The organism is Phenylobacterium sp. (assembly GCF_035309685.1).
In the GTDB taxonomy this organism is placed as follows: Bacteria; Pseudomonadota; Alphaproteobacteria; order Caulobacterales; family Caulobacteraceae; genus Phenylobacterium.
The window spans coordinates 42,047-62,389 of the sequence record NZ_DATGEX010000019.1 but is presented as its reverse complement, the minus strand read 5'-3'; the positions used below and the strand labels follow the sequence as shown (position 1 = coordinate 62,389).

General features: G+C 70.6%; 22 protein-coding genes. 12 read left to right on the top strand and 10 right to left on the bottom strand.

The features are described 5' to 3' along the window. The first annotated feature begins 221 nt into the window (after window positions 1-221). Both obgE and proB read left to right on the top strand, forming a co-directional pair. Window positions 222-1,277, top strand: a complete 1,056-nt coding sequence (obgE, locus tag VKQ35_RS05880) for a GTPase ObgE (protein ID WP_324359499.1) — start codon at window positions 222-224, stop codon at window positions 1,275-1,277. Then, window positions 1,274-2,401 carry a glutamate 5-kinase gene (gene proB, locus VKQ35_RS05875; protein ID WP_414692313.1) on the top strand — a complete coding sequence of 376 codons (1,128 nt, stop codon included), beginning with the start codon at window positions 1,274-1,276 and terminating at the stop codon, window positions 2,399-2,401. The genes obgE and proB overlap by 4 nt, the downstream gene beginning before the upstream one ends. Window positions 2,402-2,639: 238 nt before the next feature. Here proB and VKQ35_RS05870 read toward each other — a convergent pair whose 3' ends face one another. After that, window positions 2,640-3,227, bottom strand: a complete 588-nt coding sequence (locus VKQ35_RS05870) for a nucleotidyltransferase family protein (RefSeq protein ID WP_324359497.1) — start codon at window positions 3,225-3,227, stop codon at window positions 2,640-2,642. Window positions 3,228-3,256: 29 nt separating this feature from the next. On the opposite strand from VKQ35_RS05870, the gene moaA reads away from it, so the two are divergent. The 6 genes from moaA to glp are packed head-to-tail and all read left to right on the top strand — an operon-like array spanning window position 3,257 to window position 7,228. Next, entirely contained in the window at window positions 3,257-4,297 is a 1,041-nt protein-coding gene (gene moaA / locus VKQ35_RS05865) for a GTP 3',8-cyclase MoaA (protein ID WP_324359495.1), read from the top strand. Between the two features lie 3 nt (window positions 4,298-4,300). Then, the gene (locus VKQ35_RS05860; protein WP_324359493.1) at window positions 4,301-4,540 is read left to right on the top strand and encodes a MoaD/ThiS family protein; all 240 of its coding nucleotides are present in this window, start codon (window positions 4,301-4,303) and stop codon (window positions 4,538-4,540) included. Window positions 4,541-4,543: 3 nt separating this feature from the next. Further along, window positions 4,544-5,029, top strand: coding sequence for a molybdenum cofactor biosynthesis protein MoaE (locus VKQ35_RS05855; RefSeq protein WP_324359491.1), 486 nt, complete (start codon window positions 4,544-4,546; stop codon window positions 5,027-5,029). Next, the gene (gene moaB / locus VKQ35_RS05850; RefSeq protein WP_324359489.1) at window positions 5,026-5,574 is read left to right on the top strand and encodes a molybdenum cofactor biosynthesis protein B; all 549 of its coding nucleotides are present in this window, start codon (window positions 5,026-5,028) and stop codon (window positions 5,572-5,574) included. Before VKQ35_RS05855 ends, moaB begins: the two co-directional genes overlap by 4 nt. Next, window positions 5,571-6,041: a cyclic pyranopterin monophosphate synthase MoaC gene (gene moaC / locus VKQ35_RS05845; protein WP_324359487.1), complete on the top strand. Its 471-nt coding sequence runs from the start codon at window positions 5,571-5,573 to the stop codon at window positions 6,039-6,041. The genes moaB and moaC overlap by 4 nt, the downstream gene beginning before the upstream one ends. Then, window positions 6,038-7,228: a gephyrin-like molybdotransferase Glp gene (glp, locus tag VKQ35_RS05840; protein WP_324359485.1), complete on the top strand. Its 1,191-nt coding sequence runs from the start codon at window positions 6,038-6,040 to the stop codon at window positions 7,226-7,228. The genes moaC and glp overlap by 4 nt, the downstream gene beginning before the upstream one ends. Here the strand turns inward: glp and VKQ35_RS05835 are convergent. Beyond that, window positions 7,174-8,121, bottom strand: a complete 948-nt coding sequence (locus VKQ35_RS05835; protein ID WP_324359482.1) for an XdhC family protein — start codon at window positions 8,119-8,121, stop codon at window positions 7,174-7,176. The genes glp and VKQ35_RS05835 overlap by 55 nt on opposite strands. A gap of 139 nt (window positions 8,122-8,260) precedes the next feature. On the opposite strand from VKQ35_RS05835, the gene VKQ35_RS05830 reads away from it, so the two are divergent. After that, a complete protein-coding gene (locus tag VKQ35_RS05830) occupies window positions 8,261-9,133 on the top strand; it encodes a bifunctional regulator KidO (protein ID WP_324359480.1) in 873 nt (290 codons plus the stop codon). Between the two features lie 190 nt (window positions 9,134-9,323). Here the strand turns inward: VKQ35_RS05830 and VKQ35_RS05825 are convergent, their stop codons facing one another. Next, complete coding sequence (locus tag VKQ35_RS05825; RefSeq protein WP_324359478.1) at window positions 9,324-10,535, bottom strand: Xaa-Pro peptidase family protein; 1,212 nt, start codon at window positions 10,533-10,535, stop codon at window positions 9,324-9,326. A gap of 253 nt (window positions 10,536-10,788) precedes the next feature. Here VKQ35_RS05825 and VKQ35_RS05820 point away from each other — a divergent pair, with 253 nt between their 5' ends. Beyond that, on the top strand, window positions 10,789-11,712 hold the full coding sequence (locus VKQ35_RS05820) for an aminotransferase class IV (protein WP_324359476.1): 924 nt from the start codon (window positions 10,789-10,791) through the stop codon (window positions 11,710-11,712). Continuing rightward, window positions 11,709-12,446 (top strand): hypothetical protein, encoded by a 738-nt coding sequence (locus VKQ35_RS05815; protein WP_324359474.1) that lies wholly within the window; start codon window positions 11,709-11,711, stop codon window positions 12,444-12,446. Before VKQ35_RS05820 ends, VKQ35_RS05815 begins: the two co-directional genes overlap by 4 nt. On the opposite strand, the gene VKQ35_RS05810 is transcribed toward VKQ35_RS05815, so the two are convergent. From VKQ35_RS05810 to VKQ35_RS05795, 4 genes are all read right to left on the bottom strand, one after another. After that, window positions 12,443-13,324, bottom strand: a complete 882-nt coding sequence (locus VKQ35_RS05810) for a dienelactone hydrolase family protein (RefSeq protein ID WP_324359472.1) — start codon at window positions 13,322-13,324, stop codon at window positions 12,443-12,445. The two genes, VKQ35_RS05815 and VKQ35_RS05810, sit on opposite strands and share 4 nt — an antisense overlap. A gap of 186 nt (window positions 13,325-13,510) precedes the next feature. After that, on the bottom strand, window positions 13,511-15,028 hold the full coding sequence (locus VKQ35_RS05805) for a sigma-54 dependent transcriptional regulator (RefSeq protein ID WP_324359470.1): 1,518 nt from the start codon (window positions 15,026-15,028) through the stop codon (window positions 13,511-13,513). Between the two features lie 110 nt (window positions 15,029-15,138). Next, window positions 15,139-15,921, bottom strand: a complete 783-nt coding sequence (locus VKQ35_RS05800) for a hypothetical protein (RefSeq protein WP_324359468.1) — start codon at window positions 15,919-15,921, stop codon at window positions 15,139-15,141. 81 nt (window positions 15,922-16,002) lie between these two features. After that, on the bottom strand, window positions 16,003-16,518 hold the full coding sequence (locus VKQ35_RS05795; protein WP_324359466.1) for a hypothetical protein: 516 nt from the start codon (window positions 16,516-16,518) through the stop codon (window positions 16,003-16,005). A 107-nt stretch (window positions 16,519-16,625) separates the two neighbouring features. On the opposite strand from VKQ35_RS05795, the gene VKQ35_RS05790 reads away from it, so the two are divergent. After that, the gene (locus VKQ35_RS05790; protein ID WP_324359464.1) at window positions 16,626-18,446 is read left to right on the top strand and encodes an alkaline phosphatase family protein; all 1,821 of its coding nucleotides are present in this window, start codon (window positions 16,626-16,628) and stop codon (window positions 18,444-18,446) included. Here the strand turns inward: VKQ35_RS05790 and VKQ35_RS05785 are convergent. The 3 genes from VKQ35_RS05785 to VKQ35_RS05775 are packed head-to-tail and all read right to left on the bottom strand — an operon-like array spanning window position 18,443 to window position 20,291. Beyond that, window positions 18,443-18,961: a hypothetical protein gene (locus tag VKQ35_RS05785; protein ID WP_324359462.1), complete on the bottom strand. Its 519-nt coding sequence runs from the start codon at window positions 18,959-18,961 to the stop codon at window positions 18,443-18,445. The genes VKQ35_RS05790 and VKQ35_RS05785 overlap by 4 nt on opposite strands. 33 nt (window positions 18,962-18,994) lie before the next feature. After that, window positions 18,995-19,930, bottom strand: a complete 936-nt coding sequence (locus tag VKQ35_RS05780) for a M56 family metallopeptidase (protein ID WP_324359460.1) — start codon at window positions 19,928-19,930, stop codon at window positions 18,995-18,997. Then, entirely contained in the window at window positions 19,920-20,291 is a 372-nt protein-coding gene (locus VKQ35_RS05775; RefSeq protein WP_324359458.1) for a BlaI/MecI/CopY family transcriptional regulator, read from the bottom strand. Before VKQ35_RS05775 ends, VKQ35_RS05780 begins: the two co-directional genes overlap by 11 nt. Window positions 20,292-20,343: the final 52 nt, after the last annotated feature.

Genomic DNA, 20,343 nt, shown 5'->3' with positions numbered 1-20,343 from the left:
CTTGGCTGTCGCGAGCGCAGCTCGCCTTCCGATCGTAAGCAGAGCCTATCGGAAGATGGCCTTCGGCCTTTCAAGCGGCAGGACGCGTCCGTGTGCGTCTGTGTCCGTCCGTGGTTGAATCCTCTTTCCGTGCTTTTTCCGTGTTTTCCGTGGTTCCTCTTTCTTCCCGCTTCCTTCGCGCTTCGCCGGGGTTGGCGGTTTTGTGCTAAGGCCCGCCCACAATGAAGTTCCTCGACGAGTGCAAGATCTACATCCGGTCCGGAAACGGCGGCGGCGGGGCCGTGTCGTTCCGGCGGGAGAAGTACATCGAGTACGGGGGCCCGGACGGCGGCGATGGCGGCAAGGGCGGGGACGTCTGGATCGAGGCGGTGGATGGCCTGAACACCCTGATCGACTTCCGCTACCACCAGCACTTCAAGGCCGAGACCGGCGTCCACGGCATGGGCCGCAACCGCCATGGCCACAATGGCGAGGACGCGGTGCTGCGCGTGCCGGTGGGCACCCAGGTGTTCGCCGAGGACAAGGAGACCCTGCTCTTGGACCTGGACACCGCCGGCATGCGGGTGCGGCTGCTGAAGGGCGGCAACGGCGGGTTCGGCAACACCCACTTCAAGGGCCCGGTGAACCAGGCGCCGCGGTTCGCCAACCCCGGCCAGGACGGCGAGGAGCAGTGGATCTGGCTGCGCCTGAAGCTGATCGCCGACGTCGGGCTGGTGGGCCTCCCCAACGCCGGCAAGTCGACCTTCCTGGCGGCGGCGAGCGCCGCCAAGCCGAAGATCGCCGACTATCCGTTCACGACGCTGGCGCCGAACCTCGGCATGGTCGACCTGTCGGTGGGCGAACGCTTCATCCTGGCCGACATCCCGGGCCTGATCGAGGGCGCCAGCGAAGGCGCGGGCCTGGGCGTGCGGTTCCTGGGCCACGTGGAGCGCACCGCGACGCTGATCCACCTGGTCGACGGCACGCAGGACGACGTGGTCGAGGCCTGGAAGACCGTGCGCCACGAGCTCGAGGCCTATGGCGAGGAGCTGGGCGGCAAGACCGAGGTCCTGGTGCTCTCGAAGGTCGATGCGCTGGACCCCGAGACCCGCAAGGCCAAGGCCAAGGCGCTCAGCAAGGCGTCGGGCGAGAAGGTGCGCCAGGTGTCCGGCGTGTCGGGCGAGGGCGTCACCGAACTGCTGCGCGAAGCCTACGCCTTGGTCCGTGCACGGAAGAGTGAAGAGGCCGCCGACGCCCTGGAGGCCAGCGGCCAGGCGCCCGAGGACTGGGCGCCGTGACGGGCTTAGCCTCGGCCAAGCGGATCGTGGTCAAGGTCGGCTCGGCCCTGCTGGTGGGCGCAGACGGCGCCGATCGCCATTGGCTGGGCGCGTTTGCCGCCGACGTGGCGCGGATGCGGGCGCGGGGCCAGCAGGTGCTGGTGGTCTCCTCAGGCGCCGTGGCGCTGGGCCGCCGCCGCCTGGCGCTCCCCAAGCGCGCCCTGACGCTGCCGGAGAAACAGGCGGCCGCGGCCGCAGGCCAGTCGGCCCTGATGCGCGCCTGGGAAGAGGCGCTCGAGCCCCACGCCATCGCCGCCGCCCAGATCCTGCTGACCCGCGACGACACCGAGGTGCGCCGGCGCTGGCTGAACGCGCGCGCCACCGTCGAGACCCTGCTGGCGCTGGGCGTGGTGCCGGTGGTCAACGAGAACGACACGGTGGTCACCGAGGAGATCCGCTACGGCGACAACGACCGCCTGGCCGCCCGCGTGGCGCAGATGATCGGCGCCGACGTGCTGGTGCTGCTCTCCGACGTGGACGGGCTCTACACCGTCGATCCCCGGCATGATCCGTCTGCGGAGCATCTACCGCGCGTGGCGCGGCTGACGCCGCAGATCGAGGCCATGGCCGGCGGCGCCAATGCGGAGACGGGCGTTGGGACCGGCGGCATGGCGACCAAGCTCTCCGCCGCCCGCATCGCCAGCGCCGCGGGCTGCGCGACGGTGATCACGCTTGGAAACCGGCCCTCGCCGCTGCAGGCGGTGGAGGATGGCGCGCGGGCGACCGTGATCGAGCCCTCGACCACGCCGGCCGCCGCCTACAAGGCCTGGATCGCCGGCTCGCTGGCCCCAGCCGGCGCCCTGGTGGTGGACGAGGGCGCGGCCCAGGCGGTGCGGCGCGGCAAGAGCCTGCTGGCGGCGGGCGTCCGCCGCACCGAAGGCCGCTTCGACAAGGGCGACGCGGTGGTGATCCGCGACGAGGCCGGGCACGAGATCGCCCGCGGCCTGGTCCGCTACGAGGCGCAGGACGCGGAGCGCATCTGCGGCCTGAAGAGCGAGGCGATCGAGGCGGCGCTGGGCTATACCAGCGGCCCGCTGGTGCATGCGGACGACCTCGCGCTGGCGGCGCACGCGGCTCAGATTTGAAAAGTAGAGCCGCGGAAAGCGCACGGAAAGAGAAGCGAAGAAGAACCACGAACCCACACAAACGCACACGAACAGGGCGTGCGCGCCGCGAGCGGAGCTCGCCTTCTGATCTTAGGCTTTGCCTATCGGAAGAAGGCCCTTCGGGCTTTCACGCGGCAGGACGCGTTCGTGTGTGTTTGTGTGGGTTCGTGGTTGAATCCTCTTTCCGTGCTCTTTCCGTGTTTTCCGTGGTTGAATCCTATCTTGCCAGGTCGCCCGGCTCGTCCACGTCGAACAGCACCCCGTCGTCGGGGCTTTCCACCAGGGCCAGGCGGTCGCCGAGGTTCTGCAGCACGCCGCGCGCGCCGGCGTCGCCGGTGAGCGCCAGGAGCTGGGGGAAGAGGGTGCGGTCGAGCAGCACGGGGTTGCCGCGGCGGCCCTGGTAGATGGGCGCCGCGGCGAGCGCGCCGTCGATCAGCGCCTGGGCCATGCGCGGCAGGACCTCGGCCGGGACCCGCGGCATGTCGCCCAGGAAGACGAAGACGCCGTCCGCATCGCCCGGCAGGCTGGCGATACCGGTGCGCAGGGACGCGCCCATGCCCTCGGCGTGATCGGGCGCGTGGACGACGATGGCGCGAGGGTCGAAGGCCAGCGCCGCGGCGGCCACGGCGTCGGCGTCGGCGCCGATCACCACGGTGACGCTGCGCACCGGCGCGGCGAAGGCGGCGGCCAGCGCACCTTCCAGGAGGACGCCCGCGTCCCAGGCCGCCAGCAGCTTGCCGCCCCCGAACCGGCGGCCCGATCCGGCGGCCAGGACGACCGCTTCCAACGCTGGACCTGTCGCCAAGCCGATATCCTCTCTATGTTCTAGGCCGCATGACGCCCTACGACGCCTCTTCGCCGCAAGCTCAAAGCGCCCCCGCCGCGCCGCTGGTCGACGCCTTCGGGCGCACGGTGACCTATCTGCGCGTCTCGGTGACCGACCGCTGCGACCTGCGCTGCGTCTACTGCATGGCCGAGCACATGACCTTCCTGCCCAAGGCGCAGGTGCTCACGCTGGAGGAGCTGGACCGCATCGCCAGCGCCTTCGTGGGCCTGGGCGTGAAGAAGCTTAGGATCACCGGCGGCGAGCCCCTGGTGCGCAAGGGCGTGATGGGGCTGTTCGAAAGCCTGGGGCGGCATCTGCGCAGCGCCGCCTTGGAAGAGGTCACGCTGACCACCAACGGCACGCGGCTGACAGAGTTCGCCGGGCAGCTGGCGGACGTGGGCGTGAAGCGGATCAACGTCTCGCTGGATACGCTCAAACCCGACCTGTTCCGCACGCTCACCCGCGGCGGTGATCTCGCCAAGGTGCTGGCCGGCATCCAGACGGCGCAGGCGGCGGGCCTGAAGATCAAGATCAACGCCGTGGCGCTGGCGCACGACAACGCCGCCGAACTGCCGGACCTGATCCGCTGGGCGCACGGCATCGGCGCGGACATGACGCTCATCGAGACCATGCCGATGGGCGAGGTCGAAGCCGACCGCACCGACCAGTACCTGTCGCTCACCCGCCTGAGGGCCGAGCTGGAGAGCTTCTGGACGCTGACCGACCTGCCCCTCACCACGGGCGGCCCGGCGCGCTATGTCGAGGTCGCCGAGACCGGGGGCCGGCTGGGCTTCATCACCCCCCTCAGCCACAATTTCTGCGAGGCCTGCAACCGGGTGCGGCTGACCTGCACCGGCACCCTGCACACCTGCCTGGGCCGCGAGGACGCCGCCGACCTGCGCGCGGTGATCCGCGCCGGGGCGAGCGACGCGGATCTGGCCGACGCGATCCGCGCCGCCGTCGACGCCAAGCCCAAGGGCCATGATTTCCACATCGGCCGCGAACTGGCGCCCGCCGTCGCCCGGCACATGTCGACGACCGGAGGCTAGGCCGTGGCCCGGGTCCTGCTGTTCGGGCGCCTGAGCGACGTGGCCGGATGGCGCGAGCGGCAGGTCGACAGCCCGTTCCTCTCGGCGCTGCGCGCGAAGCTCTCTGATGAAGACGCGACGCTCGGCGAGGCGCTGGCCGGGCGCGGCGTGCAGGTGGCCCTGGACCAGGTGATCGTGCGTGGCGACGCGCCGCTGAACGCCGGGACCGAGGTCGCCTTCCTGCCGCCGATGAGCGGGGGCTAGGCGGTGACCCTCCTTCGCAAAGGCTTCGGAGGGCAGGTCCGCCTCACCTTCGATCCTTTCGACCCGGGCGCCCTGCTCACGCAATTCTGCCAGGGCCGCAGCGAGGTCGGTGCGGTGGCCACCTTCACCGGCATCGCCCGCGCCGAGGCCGGCGCCACGGTGGCCCTGGAGCTGGAGGCCTATCCGGGGTTCACGGAAGCCGAGATCGGTAAGGTCGCCGACCGGGCCCGCGCCCGCTTTGGGCTGGACGACCTGCAGATCCTGCACCGGGTGGGCCGAATCGCGCCGGGCGAGCCGGTGGTGTTCGTGGCGACGGCCGCGCGCCACCGCCGCGCGGCCTTCGAAGCCTGCGACTTCCTGATGGACTACTTGAAGTCCAAGGCGCCCTTCTGGAAGAAGGAGCATGGTCCGGACGGCGCCCGCTGGGTCGAGCCGACCGACCGGGACCACGCCGACCTGACGCGCTGGGAAGAGGAGACACAGCCGTGAACGCACTGACCCCCGGCGGCCGCATCGACGAGAAGCAGGCGATCAAGCCCGTGCGGATCGCGGTCCTGACCATCTCCGACACCCGCGACGAGGAGAGCGACACCTCCGGTCACGTGCTCGCGGAGCGGGTCAAGGCGGCGGGGCATGAGCTGGCCGACAAGGCGATCTGCAAGGATTCCATCGTCGAGATCCGCGAGAAGATCGAGGGCTGGGTGGCGTCGGGCTTCGTCGAGGCGATCGTCACCACCGGCGGCACCGGCATCACCGGCCGCGACGTGACGCCCGAGGCGGTCGAGCCGCTGTTCGACAAGAAGCTCGACGGGTTTTCGGTGGTCTTCCACATGGTGAGCTACCAGTCGGTGGGGCTCTCGACTCTGCAGTCGAGGGCCACGGCGGGCATCGTGAAGGGCGTCTTCGTCTTCTGCCTGCCGGGATCGAACGGGGCGGTGAGGGACGGCTGGGACAAGGTGATCTCACCCCAGCTCGACAGCCGCCATGGGCCCTGCAACATGGTCGAGCTGATGCCGAGGCTTTTGGAATCGTGAGCAGGCTCACGCACATCGGCGAAGACGGCCGGGCGCGGATGGTCGATGTCTCCGGCAAGCCGTCCACGGCCCGCGAGGCGGTGGCGCAGGGCTTTGTGCGGATGAGCGCCGCGACGCTGGCGCTGGCGACGTCGGGCGCGGGTAAGAAGGGCGACGTCTTCGCCGTGGCCGAGCTGGCCGGGGTGATGGCGGCCAAGAGGACCTCCGACCTCATCCCCATGTGCCATCCGCTCAGCCTGTCGAAGGTCGAGGTGGCCGTGGCGGCGGCGGACGGGGGGCTCGCGGTGACGGCGCGGGTCAAGACCACCGGGCCGACCGGGGTCGAGATGGAGGCCCTGACCGCCGTGACGGTCGCCTGCCTGACGCTCTACGACATGCTGAAGGCCGCCGAGAAGGGCATGGTCATCGAGGCCGTGCGCCTTGTGAGCAAGAGCGGCGGCAAGAGCGGGGACTGGAGCGCGGCGTGAAGCTCCTCTCCGTCGATGACGCCCGGGCCGCGATGCTGGCGGAGATTGCCCTGTTGCCCGCGGAGCGCGTTGCGCTCGCCCAATCCATCGGCCGCGTGCTCGCCGAGGATGTCACCGCCGTTCGCGACCAGCCGCCGTTCGCGGCCTCGGCCATGGATGGCTGGGCGGTGCGGTCTGCCGATTGCCCGGGGACCCTGAGGATCGTCGGCGAAAGCGCGGCGGGGCACGGCTTCGAGGGCGCGGTGAGCGCGGGCGAGGCGGTGCGGATCTTCACCGGGGCGGCCGTGCCGCGAGGTTGCGACGCCATCGTGATCCAGGAGGACGCGGAGCGGGACGGCGAGCATGTCCGCGCGCCCGAGGTCGCGGCGGCGAATTTCATCCGGCCGGCGGGCGGCGACTTCAAGGCGGGCGCGGCGCTGCTGCCGAAGGGCGTGCGGATCGACCCCTGGCGGCTGTCGCTGGCGGCCTCGGCGGGGCGCGCGGAGGTCTCCGTCCACCGGCGGCCGCGCGTGGCGCTGCTGTCGACTGGCGAGGAGATTGTCGAGGCGCCGGCCAAGCCCGGGCCCTTCCAGATCTACGACAGCGGGGTTCCGGCGCTCGCGGCGATGATCGAGGGCTGGGGCGGCGCCGTGATCCGCGCCCGGCCGGTGCGCGACGAACTGGACGCTGTGATCGCCGCTTTACGCCAGGCCGACGCCGATCTGGTGGTCACCGTGGGCGGCGCCTCGGTGGGCGACCACGACCTGGTGCGGGCGGCGGCGGCGCAGCTTGGCCTGTCGCTCAAGGTGGAGAGCGTCAATGTACGGCCGGGCAAGCCGACCTTCTTCGGCGTGTTGCGCGATGGACGCCGGCTGCTGGGCCTGCCCGGCAATCCGGCCTCGGCCTTCGTCTGCGCCGAGATGTTCCTGAAGGCCATCCTCGCCGCCTACCAGGGCGCCGCGACCGAGCCGGTGACGATCACCGCGCGCTTGGCGCAGGACCTGCCGGCCAACGGCTCGCGCGAACACTGGATGCGCGCCAAGCTCAGCTACGCCGAGGGCGGCGTGACGGTCCAACCCTACCGCGACCAGGACTCCTCTCTGGTCAGCGTCTTCGCCGCGTCCGACGCGCTGTTGCGGCGCCTCGCCGGCGCTCAGGCGGCGTCTGCGGGCAGCGCGGTCGAGGTGCTGCCGCTGCCCAGGGCATAGCGCAGGGCCATGATCTCGCCGATCACCGAGGCGGCGACCTCCCAGGGCGCCTTGCCGCCGATGGCCAGACCGATGGGGGCGTGCAGCTTGCCGAACAGGTGCTCCGGCGCGCCTTCGGCCCTGAGCGGGGCCAGCCGGTCGGCGATCCGCCGCCGCGCGCCCAACAGGCCCACATAACTCGCCGCCGACGGCAGGGCGGCGCGCAAGGCCGCGCGGTCGGTCTCCAGGTCGTGGGTGGCGATGGCGATGGCCGTCCAGGCGTCGACGCCGATGGCGGCGAAGGCTTCATGGGGCTCGGCGCGGCTATAGGCGACGCCGGCGATGGGCGGGCCGGACGCCGGACCCTTGGGGCGGACGAGCGTGGTCTCGAACTCCGACTGTGCGCCGAGCTGGGCGATGGCCAGCGCCGTGGGATCGCCGCCAACCACGATCAGGCGCGGCGTCGGCTCATGCTCGCGGACCACGGCGGCTTCCGGCCAGGGCGACAGGTCCTCGGCGCACTGGCGCGTATAGCCGTCGCTCACCCAGGTCACGGGCCGCCGGTCCCGATGGGCGTCCAGCAGCTCGGTCAGGGCCGGATCGTCCGACGCGACGCGTTCCAGGAAGATCTCGATCCTGGCCCCGCAGAGCAGCTGGATGTCCGGCCAGGGGCTGCCTTCGCCATAGACCAGGGTGCGCGGCTCGCCGTCCGCCAGGCAGGCGAAGGCATGATCGGCGACATCGCTTTCGACGCAGCCGCCGGAGAAATAGCCCGCGGTGAATCCGGGCGCGAAGACCATCTGCGTGCCGATCGGTCGCGGCCCGCCGCCCTCCACCGCGATCAGGGTGGCCAGCGTGCAGCTGAGGCCCGCCGCGCGCACCTCGCGCAGGGTCGGGCGGACATCGCCCGTCATGCCGAAAAGGGGCCACTCAGGCAGCGGCTCGCGCTCGATCAAAATTTACCCCTCGGAAAGGTCCTGGATACGGGTTCTTAGGCATCATAGGCCAAACATGCCGGCTCATTGGAAGTGGTCCCTTAAGTCGCCCCGACACATGACGTCCCCGATCCACAAGCTGGGCCTCGGCTCCGGACAGTTCGGCCTCGACCAGCAGCCTGGCGGGCGCGGGCGTCCGCGCGACCAGGAAGCCCGCGAGATCCTGGCGATCGCCGCCCGCTCCGGGTTGGGCGTGCTGGAGGTCGGCCGCCACCCCAATCCCGCCGAGATCACGCTGGGCCAGGTGCTGCCCAAGCCGCAGCCGTTCAAGCTGACCGTCACCACCGTGCGCCCGGACCGCGGCGCCGACCTGGTGGAGGCGGAGATTCGCGCCCAGTTCGCCCGCCTGGGCGTGAGCTCGGTCGATGCGATCCTGGCGCCCAGCGCCACCGACCTCTTCAGCGCCCACGGCCCGGAGCTGTGGGACCGCCTGCGCAAGCTGCGCGACGAGGGGCTGTGCAAAAAGATCGGCGTCTCGGTTTATGCCTCGGACGATCCGGTGGGCCTGGCGAGGCGCTTCAAGCCCGACCTGGTTCAGGCGCCGGCCTCACTGCTCGACCAGCGGATGCTGATCGACGGCACACTTGGCGAACTGGCCGGCATGGGGATCGAGATCCACCTGCGCTCGATTTTCCTCAATGGCCTGCTGTTCCTGCCGCCCGACCGCGCGCCGAACCATCTGAAGGCCGCAGCCGGGCGGATCAGCCGCGCGCGCCGCCTGATCGCCGAGGGGCGCTCCGACCCGCTGCAGGCGGCGCTGGGCTTCGCGCTTTCGCGGCCGGAAGCCTCCTGCGTCCTGGTGGGCGTGGCCTCGGCGGCCGAGATGAGCGCGGTGGTCGCAGCCGCCATGAGCCCGCCGCCGGACCTCGACTGGGACGAGATGGCGCTGGACGATCCCGACGCGCTCGACCGCGCCTGGGTGGCCGCCTGAGGCTCCTGATCGCCGCGCAAGCGGCTTTCAAGATTCAACCACGAACCCACACAAACACCACGAACGCGCTCTGTCGGTTGAGGCGCCGCTAGCCAAGGCCTGCCGGCTCCGAGGTTCCAGGACTGGCCTGCGGCCGGCCGGCTTACGCAGGCGCGTTCGTGGTGTTTGTGTGGGTTCGTGGTTTTCTTTTCTAATTCTTCTCTGAAAACGGCTGGTCGAGGCTGGGCTGAGGTTCGGTGAACCAGGCTGCGCCGTCGGCGGTGACGTAGAAGTGGTCCTCCAGGCGCACGCCGAAGGTCTCCGGCAGCACGATCATCGGCTCGTTGGAAAAGCACATGCCGGGCGCCAGCGGGGTCTTGTCGCCGCGCACCAGATAGGGCGCTTCGTGGATGGCCAGGCCAATGCCGTGGCCGGTGCGGTGCGGCAGGCCGGGGAGTTTGTAGCCGGGGCCGAAACCCGCCGCCTCCAGCACGCGCCGCGCCACCGCGTCGATCTCCTCACAGGGGACGCCGGGCTTCACGGCGGCGAAGGCGGCGGCCTGGGCCTGCTTCTCGATCTCCCAGACGCGGCGCTGTTCGGCCGACGGCTCGCCGAACACATAGGTGCGGGTGATGTCGGAGTTGTAGCCGGCGACCTTGCAGCCGGTGTCGATGAGGACGATGTCGCCCAGGCTAAGCTCCTGCTCGCCGGGCAGGCCGTGCGGATAGGCTGAGCCGACCCCGAACTGCACCGCGCAGAAGGAGCTGCCGTCGTCGGCGCCGAGCGCGCGGTGCGCCTGGTCGATGAAGCGGCGCACCGCAGTCGTGGTGATCCCCTGGCTAAGGATGCGCGCGGCGCGGCGGTGGACCTCCAGGGTCATGGCCTTGGCCTGGCTCATCAGGGCCAGCTCGGCCGGCGACTTGATCATCCGGCAGCCGTCGATGACCGGGGCGCCGTTGACGGTGGCCACGCCTGAGGCCGCCAGGCGCAGGCCGTCGAAGGCGAAGAAGGGCAGGGCAGGATCGATGGCCAGTGTCTTGACGCCGAGATCGGCCAGCGCGCCGGCGGCGAGCGCGTAGGGGCTCTCATGTTCTTCCCAGAGCCGGATGGGCGCCTCGATCCCGAGCGAGGCTTCCAGCGAGCCCAGTTCGAAGCGCGGGCAGATCATGATGGGCCCGCCGGCGCGCGGCAGGATCATCGCCACCAGCCGCTCGGTGGCGTTCCAGCCGACGCCGGTGAAGTAGCGCAGCGAGGGGCCGGCCCCGACGACGATGGCGTCCGCGCCGATCTCGCCCATCAGAGCCTGGGCGCGCGCCATCCGCTCCGAGCGCTCGGCGGCGGTGATCGCGGGCGCGGGGTTGGCCCAGGGCCTGAGGGCGGCGAGTTCCGCCTCCGCGGTGGATCCGCCGATCTGTTGGGTCATGCCCGCGCGCCCTTCAAAGTGGCGCGGAACGGAATGCGCCTTAAATCCATGGCGGCCAGTTTTGCTTGAGCGTCTGGGCAACTCAAGGACTGGCCGCAGGCCAGCCGCGCGGCGGCGCGCCTAGGGCGCGTCCTTGACTTGCCCAGACGCTCAAGCTCGCAATCAACCATGGAGTTCAGGGCTATCCAGCATCCTGAAGGATGCCGGGCTTTCGCCCTTTCACCGCGAGGGGCCCAGCGGCTAGGTTGCCCCCATGCCCGGAAGCCAGGATTTCGCCGCCGACCCGCGCAACGCGGACCTTCTCATCTACCTCAACGGCGCGCTGGTCCCGCGCGCGGAGGCGAAGGTGTCGATCTTCGACGCCGGCTTCGTGCTGGGCGACGGGGTCTGGGAGGGGCTGCGCCTGCACAAGGGCGGGCTGTTGTTCCTCAAGGCGCATCTCGACCGGCTCTACTGGGGCCTTGAGAAGATCCAGCTCGACCTGGGGCTGACGCCGGACCAGCTCACCGCCGAGATCTGGAAGCTGCTGGCGGCCAACGGGATGCGGGACGGGGCGCACCTGCGGCTGATGGTGACGCGCGGCGAGAAGAAGGCGGTCAACCAGGACCCGCGCAACTGGCTGGGCAAGCCGACGCTGGCAATCACGGCGGAGTACAAGGCGCCGTCGCCGGAGATCGTGACCCGCGGGCTCTCGCTGGCGACGTCGGCGATCCGCTGCACGCCTGCGGAGATGTTCGACATGCGGCTGAACTCGCATTCGCGCCTGGCGCTGATCACCGCGCTCCTGGACGCCATCAAGGTGGGCGCGGACGAGGCGGTGATGCTGGACCCGGGCGGCCACGTGTCGAGCTGCAACGCCACCAACCTGTTCTGGGCCAGGGACGGCCGGGTGCGAACCTCGTCGGGCCAGTTCTGCTTCAATGGGGTGACGCGGGCCAACGTCATCCAGCTCTGCCACGACAATGGCATCCCGATCGAGCTCGGCCATTTCCCGCTCAGCGACCTGCACGGCGCCGACGAGGCCTTCGTGACCGGGACCTTCGGCGGGCTGACGCCGGTGCGCGAGGTGGACGGCCACCTGTTGCCGCAGGCGCTGCCCGGGCCGGTGACCACGCGGCTGCGGGCGCTTTACGAGGCGCTCAAGGATGCCGACGCCGGGCCCCAGGCGCCGGCATGAGCCAGACCGTCCGCATCGCCATGTGGTCGGGGCCGCGCAACATCTCCACGGCGATGATGCGGTCGTTCGAGAACCGGCCCGACTGCGCGGTGGTCGATGAGCCGTTCTACGCGGCCTATCTGGCGGAAACCGGCCTGGTCCATCCGATGCTTGAGGAGGTGCTCGCCTCGCAGCCGGGCGACTGGCGGACTGTGGCGAAGGGTCTGGTCGAGGACGAGCCCGCGCCGGTCTTCTACCAGAAGCACATGACCCACCACATGCTGGCGGACTTCGGAGTGGACTGGATGGCAGCGTGCCGCAACGCCTTCCTGATCCGCGATCCGGCCGCCGTGCTCGCCTCCTATGTGCAGAAGCGCGCGGAGGTCTCGCTGGAGGACATCGGCGTGGTGCGGCAGCACGAGCTCTTCGACCGCGAAGCCGACCGGCTGGGGCGCAGCCCCCCGGTTGTGGAAGGCGCCGACGTGCTGGCCGATCCGCGCGGGGTCCTCGGCGCACTGTGCGCGGCGCTCGACGTCCCGTTCCGCGAAGAGATGCTGGCCTGGCCCGCCGGCCCGCGCGCCAGCGACGGCGTCTGGGCCCCGGCGTGGTACGAGGCGGTGGAGCGCTCGACGGGGTTCTCGGCGCCGGAACGCAAAACGGCCGCAGCCCTGACCGGCGACCTCGAGAGGATCGCCGACCAGGCGCGGCCGCATTACGAAGCCCTGGCCCGCTGGAAGCTGGCCGCGGCGTCCTAAACCAGGTTGCGCTTGTAGAGCGCCGTCAGTTCCGCCCAGGCCTTTTCGGCGCCGGCTTCGTTGTAGACGGCGCTGCCCTTGACGCACCAGCCGTGCTGGCAGCCGTCGTAGACGAGCACGGTCGCCTTCTTGCCGGCGTCGGCGAAGGCCTTCTTCAGCACGTCCTTGTCGGTGGGCGCCCGCTGGTCGTCGTTGGCGGCGACGGCGGAATAGACCTCGGCCTTCATCTTGGGGATCAGGAGGTGCGGGCTGGCCGCGGTCTGGGTGACGAGGCCGCCGCCGTGGCAGGTGACCGCGCCTTTGATCCGTTCCGGCAGCACCGCAGCGGTGCGATAGACCAGCGGGCCGCCCATGCAATAGCCCTGGGTGCCGGCGCCCTTCTTCTTGTCGGTCTGCGGCTGGGCGTCGAGGAAGGCGAAGAAGGCGGGCGCGTCGCTCTCGACTGTGTTGGGGCCGGTGATCGAGGCGGCGATGGGCATGAGCTTGGCGCGCTCCTCCGGCTTGGAGAAGTCGAACTTGTCGGCGCCGACCGCCGCGGCGCGGCCCTGGCGGTAGAAGGGATTGGGCACCAGCACGACATAGCCCTGGGCGGCCAGCCGGCGGCCCATGTCGCGGAACACCGGACGCAGGCCGAAGATGTCGGTCCAGATCAGCACCGCCGGCCACTTGCCCTTGCCCTTGGGATAGAAGAGCACCGCGTCGGCGGTTCCGTCGGGCGTCTTCACGTCGACGTCCTTCTCTTCGACGTTCTCCTGGGCGTGGGCCATGGTGGCCGAGAGCGTGGCGGCCAAGGTCGCGGCGGCCGCCGCCGACAGGCCGAAGGCTCGGCGCGAGACGCTCGGGTCTACTAGGCCTTGATGGATTTCGTCGTCGCACATGGCAGGTTCCTCCCTGGAATTCCGACCTGAAAGGTCGGCGCCAATGTTACGGCGTTATTTCCGTGGGGGAAGCAGCTCTCGGCGAGATCGAGTCCCTAGGCGGACGCCTTGCGGGCGCCGGCCTTGCCGAGCTGAGTCAGGGCCGCGAGGCGCTCCTGGCGGGAGCGGCCGTCGCGCGCGGCGGCCTCAGGCCACCTGTGCGGCGTCGGTGTCTTCGTCGCTGGCGTCATCGGTCCCTCCCTTGATCACGTCCTCCAGGCCCTGTTCGCGGACCTTGCGGTAGAGGGTCGAGCGGCCGATGCCGAGGCGGCGGGCGACTTCGCTCATGTGACCGGCGTAGATCTCGATGGCGAGCTGGATGAGGTCGCGCTCGATCTCTTCCAGGGTCCGCAGGTGGCCGCGCTCGTCGAGAATGCGGACGGGAATGGCCTGCGGCATGTCGGGCATCAGCCCGACGCTCGACGCGCCGGCGGCCGGCAGCATGGCCGCGACGATCGCGGAGGCCGGTTCGGCAGCCTGGGCCGGCGGCGCCACGCCGCTGATCGAGGGGAAGTCGTGCGGCTGCAGGTAGGGCGCGTCGGCCAGCACGATCGCGCGGTAGACCGCGTTCTCCAGCTGACGGACGTTGCCCGGCCAGTCGAAGGCCGACAGATAGGCCATGGTCTCCGGCGTCGCGCCGACCACCGCCTTGCCTTCCTCCACGTTGAAGCGCTTGACGAAGGCGTCGACCAGGGCCGGCACGTCCTCCTTGCGCTCGCGCAGCGCCGGGGCCTCGATCGGGAAGACGTTCAGGCGATAGAACAGGTCCTCGCGGAACCGGCCTTCCTTCACCGCCAGGCTGAGGTCGCGGTTGGTGGCCGAGACGATGCGCACGTCGACCTTGATCGGCCGCTTGCCGCCGACCGCGTCGATCTCGCTCTCCTGCAAGGCGCGAAGGAGCTTCACCTGAATGTCTAGGGGCAACTCACCCACTTCATCCAGGAACAACGTGCCGCCGTTAGCCTCCAGGAACTTGCCCAGGTGCTTGTCGGTGGCGCCGGTGAAGCTGCCCTTCTCGTGGCCGAACAGGATCGACTCCACGAGGTTCTCGGGGATGGCGCCGCAGTTGACGGCGACGAAGGGCTTGCCAGCGCGTTCCGACGAGCCGTGGACGGCGCGGGCGATGACTTCCTTGCCGACGCCGCTTTCGCCGGTGATCAGGATCGGGATCGAGGATTTGGCCGCCCGCTCGCCCAGCCGCTTGACCATGGTCATGGCGGGCGATGAGCCGATCAGGTCGGAAAAGCCGGTGCGGCCGGACGCGTGCTTCTTCAGCCGGTCGACCTCACCCCTCAAGGCGCCCATGGAGAGCGCATTGCGGATCGAGACCATGATCCGTTCCGGCGCGGCGGGCTTGACGAAGAAGTCGATGGCCCCGGCCTGCATGGCCTGGACGATGGTGTCGACGCCGCCGGTGGCGGTGACCACGATGACCGGCTGGTTGAAGCCGCGGGCGCGCATCTCGACCAGGGTCTCCTGGCCGGAAATGCCGGGCATGACCATGTCGAGCAGGATCACGTCGGCCACGCCGCCGGCCGCCAGATGCATCACCGCCTGGTCGCCGTTCTCGGCGTGCGAGACCACGAAGCCCTCGCGCTCGAGGACCGCCTGGATCAGCCGACGCTGCGTCGGGTCGTCATCGACGACAAGGACCGTTTTGGCCATTTGAAGACACCCACCGAAACCGGCCTGCGTCTCATGGACGAAGGCTCCTGTTGTCACGAATTGATACAGGGGAGGCGTGAAGAACCGGTTTCGGAGACCTGAGTCAGGCGTTAACGGCCGGCCGGCGGATCGGGGTCCGGCACGATGGGCCGGCCCGAGACCGCGTCGACCCATCGATAGACCACATGGCTCGAGACGGGCGGGCTCTCGGCGAGGGCCGGGGTGGGCGCGACCGCCGGGGCGGCGGGGCTCGAAACCGGGGTCAGCATCTGCCGCGCAAGCTCGTCGCCCGCGGTGGCCCCGGGCGCGGGCAAGGGCGCGGGCGCGGGTGCGGCCACGGCGATCTTGAGATCGGCGACCTTGAGATCGACCGGCTTGATCTCGGGCGCCTTGGCGCTGGCGTCGGCCACCTGGGTGTCGGCGGCCTGGATGTTGGAGGCAGGGGCGCAGCGCAGGTGGGCCTCCAGACCGCGCAGGAAGCCGCGCCGTGCAACCCCGGCGGTGGCCGCATCGCGCAGGGCCTTGTCCTTGGCGTCGGCGCGCGTGAGGAAGCGGACATAGCCATGATAGGGGATCATGCCGCGCGCGTAGTTGAGCGCCATGTGGACCTTGCTGGACTTGGCCTTTTCGCCGTCGACGTCGGGGCCCAGAACCTGGTCGAGCGCCAGGATCTCCTGCGGGATGCTCTCGCACGCGGGCTCTGCCGGATAGCGGTAGGGATCGGCCTCGACCGCCTTGAGGATCGGCGGAATGTCGGCGCCGGTGAGGCCAAGTCCCTGCTGCGACCCAGGCGTCACCTGCGCCGCGGCGCCGCCCGCCAGCGAGACCGCGACGCCGACGGTCGCCAGCATCCCGATCGTCCGAACCGTCTGCGCCCGAGTTGACGGGGCCATGGCGCCGCTCTCCTGCAGCCCCTCCGCGGGGAGCTAAATCCCCGAAGGCGCTGGAGGTTCAACGCCGGCGTCGGCTTGCGGTCAGTGCGCCTTCGCCTTGCCCTTGGACCGGGCCGGCGGGGCGGGCGGCGCGGGCGTGGGCGGCGGCGGATCGGGGTGGCACTTCATGTTGACCTCGACGCCGCGCAGGAACCCGCGCCGCGCGTAGCCCGCCAGCACAGCTTCACGCAGCTCCTTGTCCTTCTTGTTGGCGCCGGTGACGAAGCGCACGACGCCGCCGTAGGGCACCAGGCCGCGCGCCACGTCGCCGCTCTTGGCGATCAGGCTCTTCTTGTTGTCCTCGGGCTCCGGCGGCGTGTCGAGATCGGCGCCGATCAGGTCGTTGATCGCCAGGATCTCGGCCGGGACGGTGTCGCAGGCGGGCGCCGTGGGCGCCTTGTAAGGGTCGGCCTTGATCGTCGCCAGCAGTGGCGGGACATCGGCGCCGGTGAGGCCCAGACCGGTCTCCGAGCCCGCCTTGACCTGCGCGCGCGCCGCGCCGCCCACGCTTGCCGCCAGCAAGGCGGCGCAGACCGCCCAGGACATCGCCTTCCGCATGACCTCGCTCCCCGACCGAGGTCCAAATCCTAGCACAGGCTTGCACGGCGGGGAGCGTCGGCGCGCCGTGCAACCGTACTGTCACGAAGCGCCGCCATGGTGCGCCGATGCAGTCTTCAAAACTCGCCGCCGCGGGCGCGCTCCTCGCGGCGTTGCTGTTTGGCCACCCCGCCGCCGCCCAACCCCGCAATGTGATCATCTTCGTCGCCGACGGCCTGCGCTCGCACAGCGTGACGCCGGAGACCGCGCCGGCGCTGGCCGCCGTCCGCCGCGAGGGCGTCGATTTCGAAAACAGCCATTCGCTCTATCCGACGGTGACGACGCCCAATTCCTCGGCCATCGCCACCGGCCACCTGCTCGCCGACACCGGCGACTTCGGCAACACGATGTTCATCGGCCCGCCGCTGCCGGCGCCCTACGGCTCCTCGCTGGCCGCCATCGAGGACGACGACCTGCAGGCGCTGTTGAACCAGCGGTTCGGGGGCAACTATCTGGGCGAGACCACCCTGCTCGCCGCCGCGCGCGCCAAGGGCTACCTGGTGGCCGCGCTTGGCAAGCACGGGCCGACCGCCCTGCAGGACGTCACCTCCCGCGACGGCAAGGGCGTCATCGAGTTCGACGACGACACCGGCGGCCGCGACGGCGGCCACGGCATTCCGACCGACGCGCAGGTCGCCGCGGCGATCAAGGCCGCGGGCCTGGACCTCTATCCGCCGGACCGGGGCCTGAACGGCGGCAGCGGCGCCTTCAACATGGCCGGCACCCTGGTGGCCAATGTCGAGCAGCAGAACTGGTTCGCAGGCGTCGCCACCAAGGTGCTGCTGCCCAGATTCAAGGCGTCGGGAAAGCCCTTCATCCTCGTCTTCTGGTCGCGCGATCCGGACGGCACCCAGCATGGCCAGGGCGACAGCCTGAACAGCCTGGAGCCCGGGATCAACGGCCCGACCTCCAAGGCCGCCATCCGCAACGCGTCCAACGACCTGCAGGCGCTGCGCGACGAGGTGGCGGCGCTGGGTCTGGCCGACAACACCGACATCGTGGTCACCGCCGACCACGGCTTTTCGACCATGTCGCGCGAGAGCCCGAACAGCCCCTCGGCGAAGTTCGGCTACCGCGACGTGAAGCCCGGCCTCCTGCCGCAGGGCTTCCTGGACATCGACATGTCGCTCGGCCTGAAGCTGAAGCTGAGCGATTCCACCGGGTCCGAAGTGCTCCCCGCCAAGGGCTTCTATCCGAAGCGCGGGTCGCTGCTTGGCCCCGACCCGGCGCACCCGCAGGTGATCATCGCGCCCAACGGCGGCACGGACCTGATCTACCTGCCGGGGCCGGATGCGGCGGCGCTGGCGCCCAAGGTGGTGGAGTTCCTGACGCGGCAGGACTATGTGGGCGCGATCTTCGTCAACGATGCGCTCGGCCCGGTTCCCGGCGCCCTGCCGATGAGCCGGATCGGCCTGATCGGTTCGGCCCGAACGCCTCGGCCCTCGATCGTCATCTCCTTCAAGAGCTGGTCTACCGGCTGCGCCGATCCGGAGATGTGCGGCGTCGAGATCGCCGACTCCAGCCAGCAGCACGGCCAGGGGATCCACGGCTCATTCGGCCGCCAGGACACGCACAACTTCATGGCCGCGATCGGCCCGGACTTCAAATCAGGCTTCGTCGACCCGGCGCCGGTGAGCAACGCCGACTGGGCTCAGACGCTGGCGCATGTCCTGGGCCTTGACCTGCAGCCCCGCGGCCGCGCGCTGGGCCGGGTGATGAGCGAGGCCCTGACCGACGGCGGGGCGGCGCCGGAGTCCCACGCGCTCACGGTGCGGTCGGAGCCGGCGGCGAATGGTTTCATCACGGTGCTCAACGCCCAGGAGGCGGCCGGCGAGACCTATTTCGACGCTGCCGGCATGCCGGGCCGCACCCTGGGCCTGAAGCCCTAGCCTTTTCGGCGGACCGGCCGCTCGCCAGGCTTGGCCTGGTCGCCGATCCGCCAACCGGCGGGACAGGCGCCGAGACGGCGGAAGCGGCGGACCTGATGCGCCGTGCCGAGCTCCGGGAAGACCGGCGTCATCGCGACGTCGAGCCGGAAGTCGTGGGCCGCGTCGCCGGTGGCCGACGAGCTGATGGTGAACCAGCGGCCCTGCGCCTGGCAGCGCAGCGCCCAGCCGCGCGACTTCTGCGCCGGCGTGGTGATGTCGATGCAGCCGCCGCCGTTGACCTTGACCCGGGTCGCCACGAACTGCTTGCGAAGCTCGTCGTCGACGCAGGCTAAGGTGGTGGCCTCCGGCTTGCCGTTCGCGCCGATCAGGTCGACCTGCCAGAGCTGCGAGAGCCCGGGCTGCGGCTCGGGCGGCGCCGCCTGCGCCTGCGCATTCTGGGCGGCGTCGCAGGCCGTAAGGCCCAGCACCAGAAGGGCGGCGATGCCGGCGACAGGGGCGGCGCGGCCTGCGGTCATGGGAAGAGGGTAGGCGCGGATCAGCCCGGGCGCCTAGCGGTAGTAGACCGGGACGATGATCGCTTCCATGTGGTCGACGTCGACCGGCACATAGACCGGCGGCATGCCCTGGGCCATCGCGGCGGGCTGCGCCTTCCAGGCCCCGTAGGCGGCCATGACCACCGCGAACGCCATCAGGCCCAGGCCCCAGTCGCGGCGGCGAAAGTCGGGGGCCGGGCGGCGCAGCGCCTGGATACGGCGCTCCAGCGGATGCGGTTCGGCGCCCGCCAGCCAGTGACAGCCGAGCGGGGTGGCGATGGCGCCGATCTGGGTCTTCAGCAGGGTCTCGGCGTAGCGGCGCTTCTGGCCCGGGCGGTGCGCCAGCACCGCGGCGTCGCACGCCAGCTCCTGATCCATGCGGGCCTCGCGCGCGGCGATATGGACCAGCGGGTTGAACCACAGCAGGCACTGGGCAAAGGCGATCAGGCCGTTGGTGCGCGGGTCGCCGCGGTCGATGTGGGTGCGCTCGTGGGCGCGGATCAAGACGCGCTCCTCGTCGGAATAGCGGGTCGCCGCGTCGCCCGGCATGATGATGCGCGGCGCGAAAAAGCCGGTGACGGCGGGCCCGGCGCGGCCGCGGCGCGCCATCCGCAGGAAGCGCAGCTGGCAATAGGCGATGATCATGACGCCCAGGCCCGCGCCGAGCAGCCAAAGCGCGATCAGCGGCCGCGCCGGCGCCAGCGCCAGGCTCTGCGAGGCCTGGTAGACGGGGTCGAAGTGGAAGCCGAGACCCGGCGGCACGATGCGGGTCGCCGCCTGGGCCGGCAGCAGGGCGGCCAGCGCCGCGACCGGCACGCAGATCCACAGGCGGTAGGCGACTTCGGCGCCCAGCTGGCGGCGCACCATCGGGCGGACCGCCAGGACGATCAGGATCGCCGCGGCCGCCGCGAGGTTCAGATGAATGAGGGTGAAAAGGACGTCAGTCGCCATCGTCGAACTTCGCGATCAGGCGCTTCAGGCGCGCGACCTCGTCGGACGAAAGCGTGCGGTGCTTGGCGTAGTGGGCGACCAGCGGGGCCAGTTCGCCGCCGAACAGGCGGTCGAGCAGGCCCTGGCTTTCGCCCTGCACATAGTCCTCACGGGTGACGAGCGCGCGGTAGCGGGTGCGGCCCTCGCTGCGCTCGGAGATCAGCGCCTTCTTCTTGAGGAGCCGGTTGATCAGGGTCTTGACGGTGGCCTCGCCCCAGCTTTGCGGCGCGCCCACCTCGGCCACGATTTCGTCGGCGGCCAGCGGGCCCTTGCCCCAGACCGCCTCCATCACCTGGCTTTCCGCCGCCGAGATCCGCGTCATAGCTTTACGTCCGTGATTTGGGGGTCACTGTTACGCCCGTAAACTACGCGGT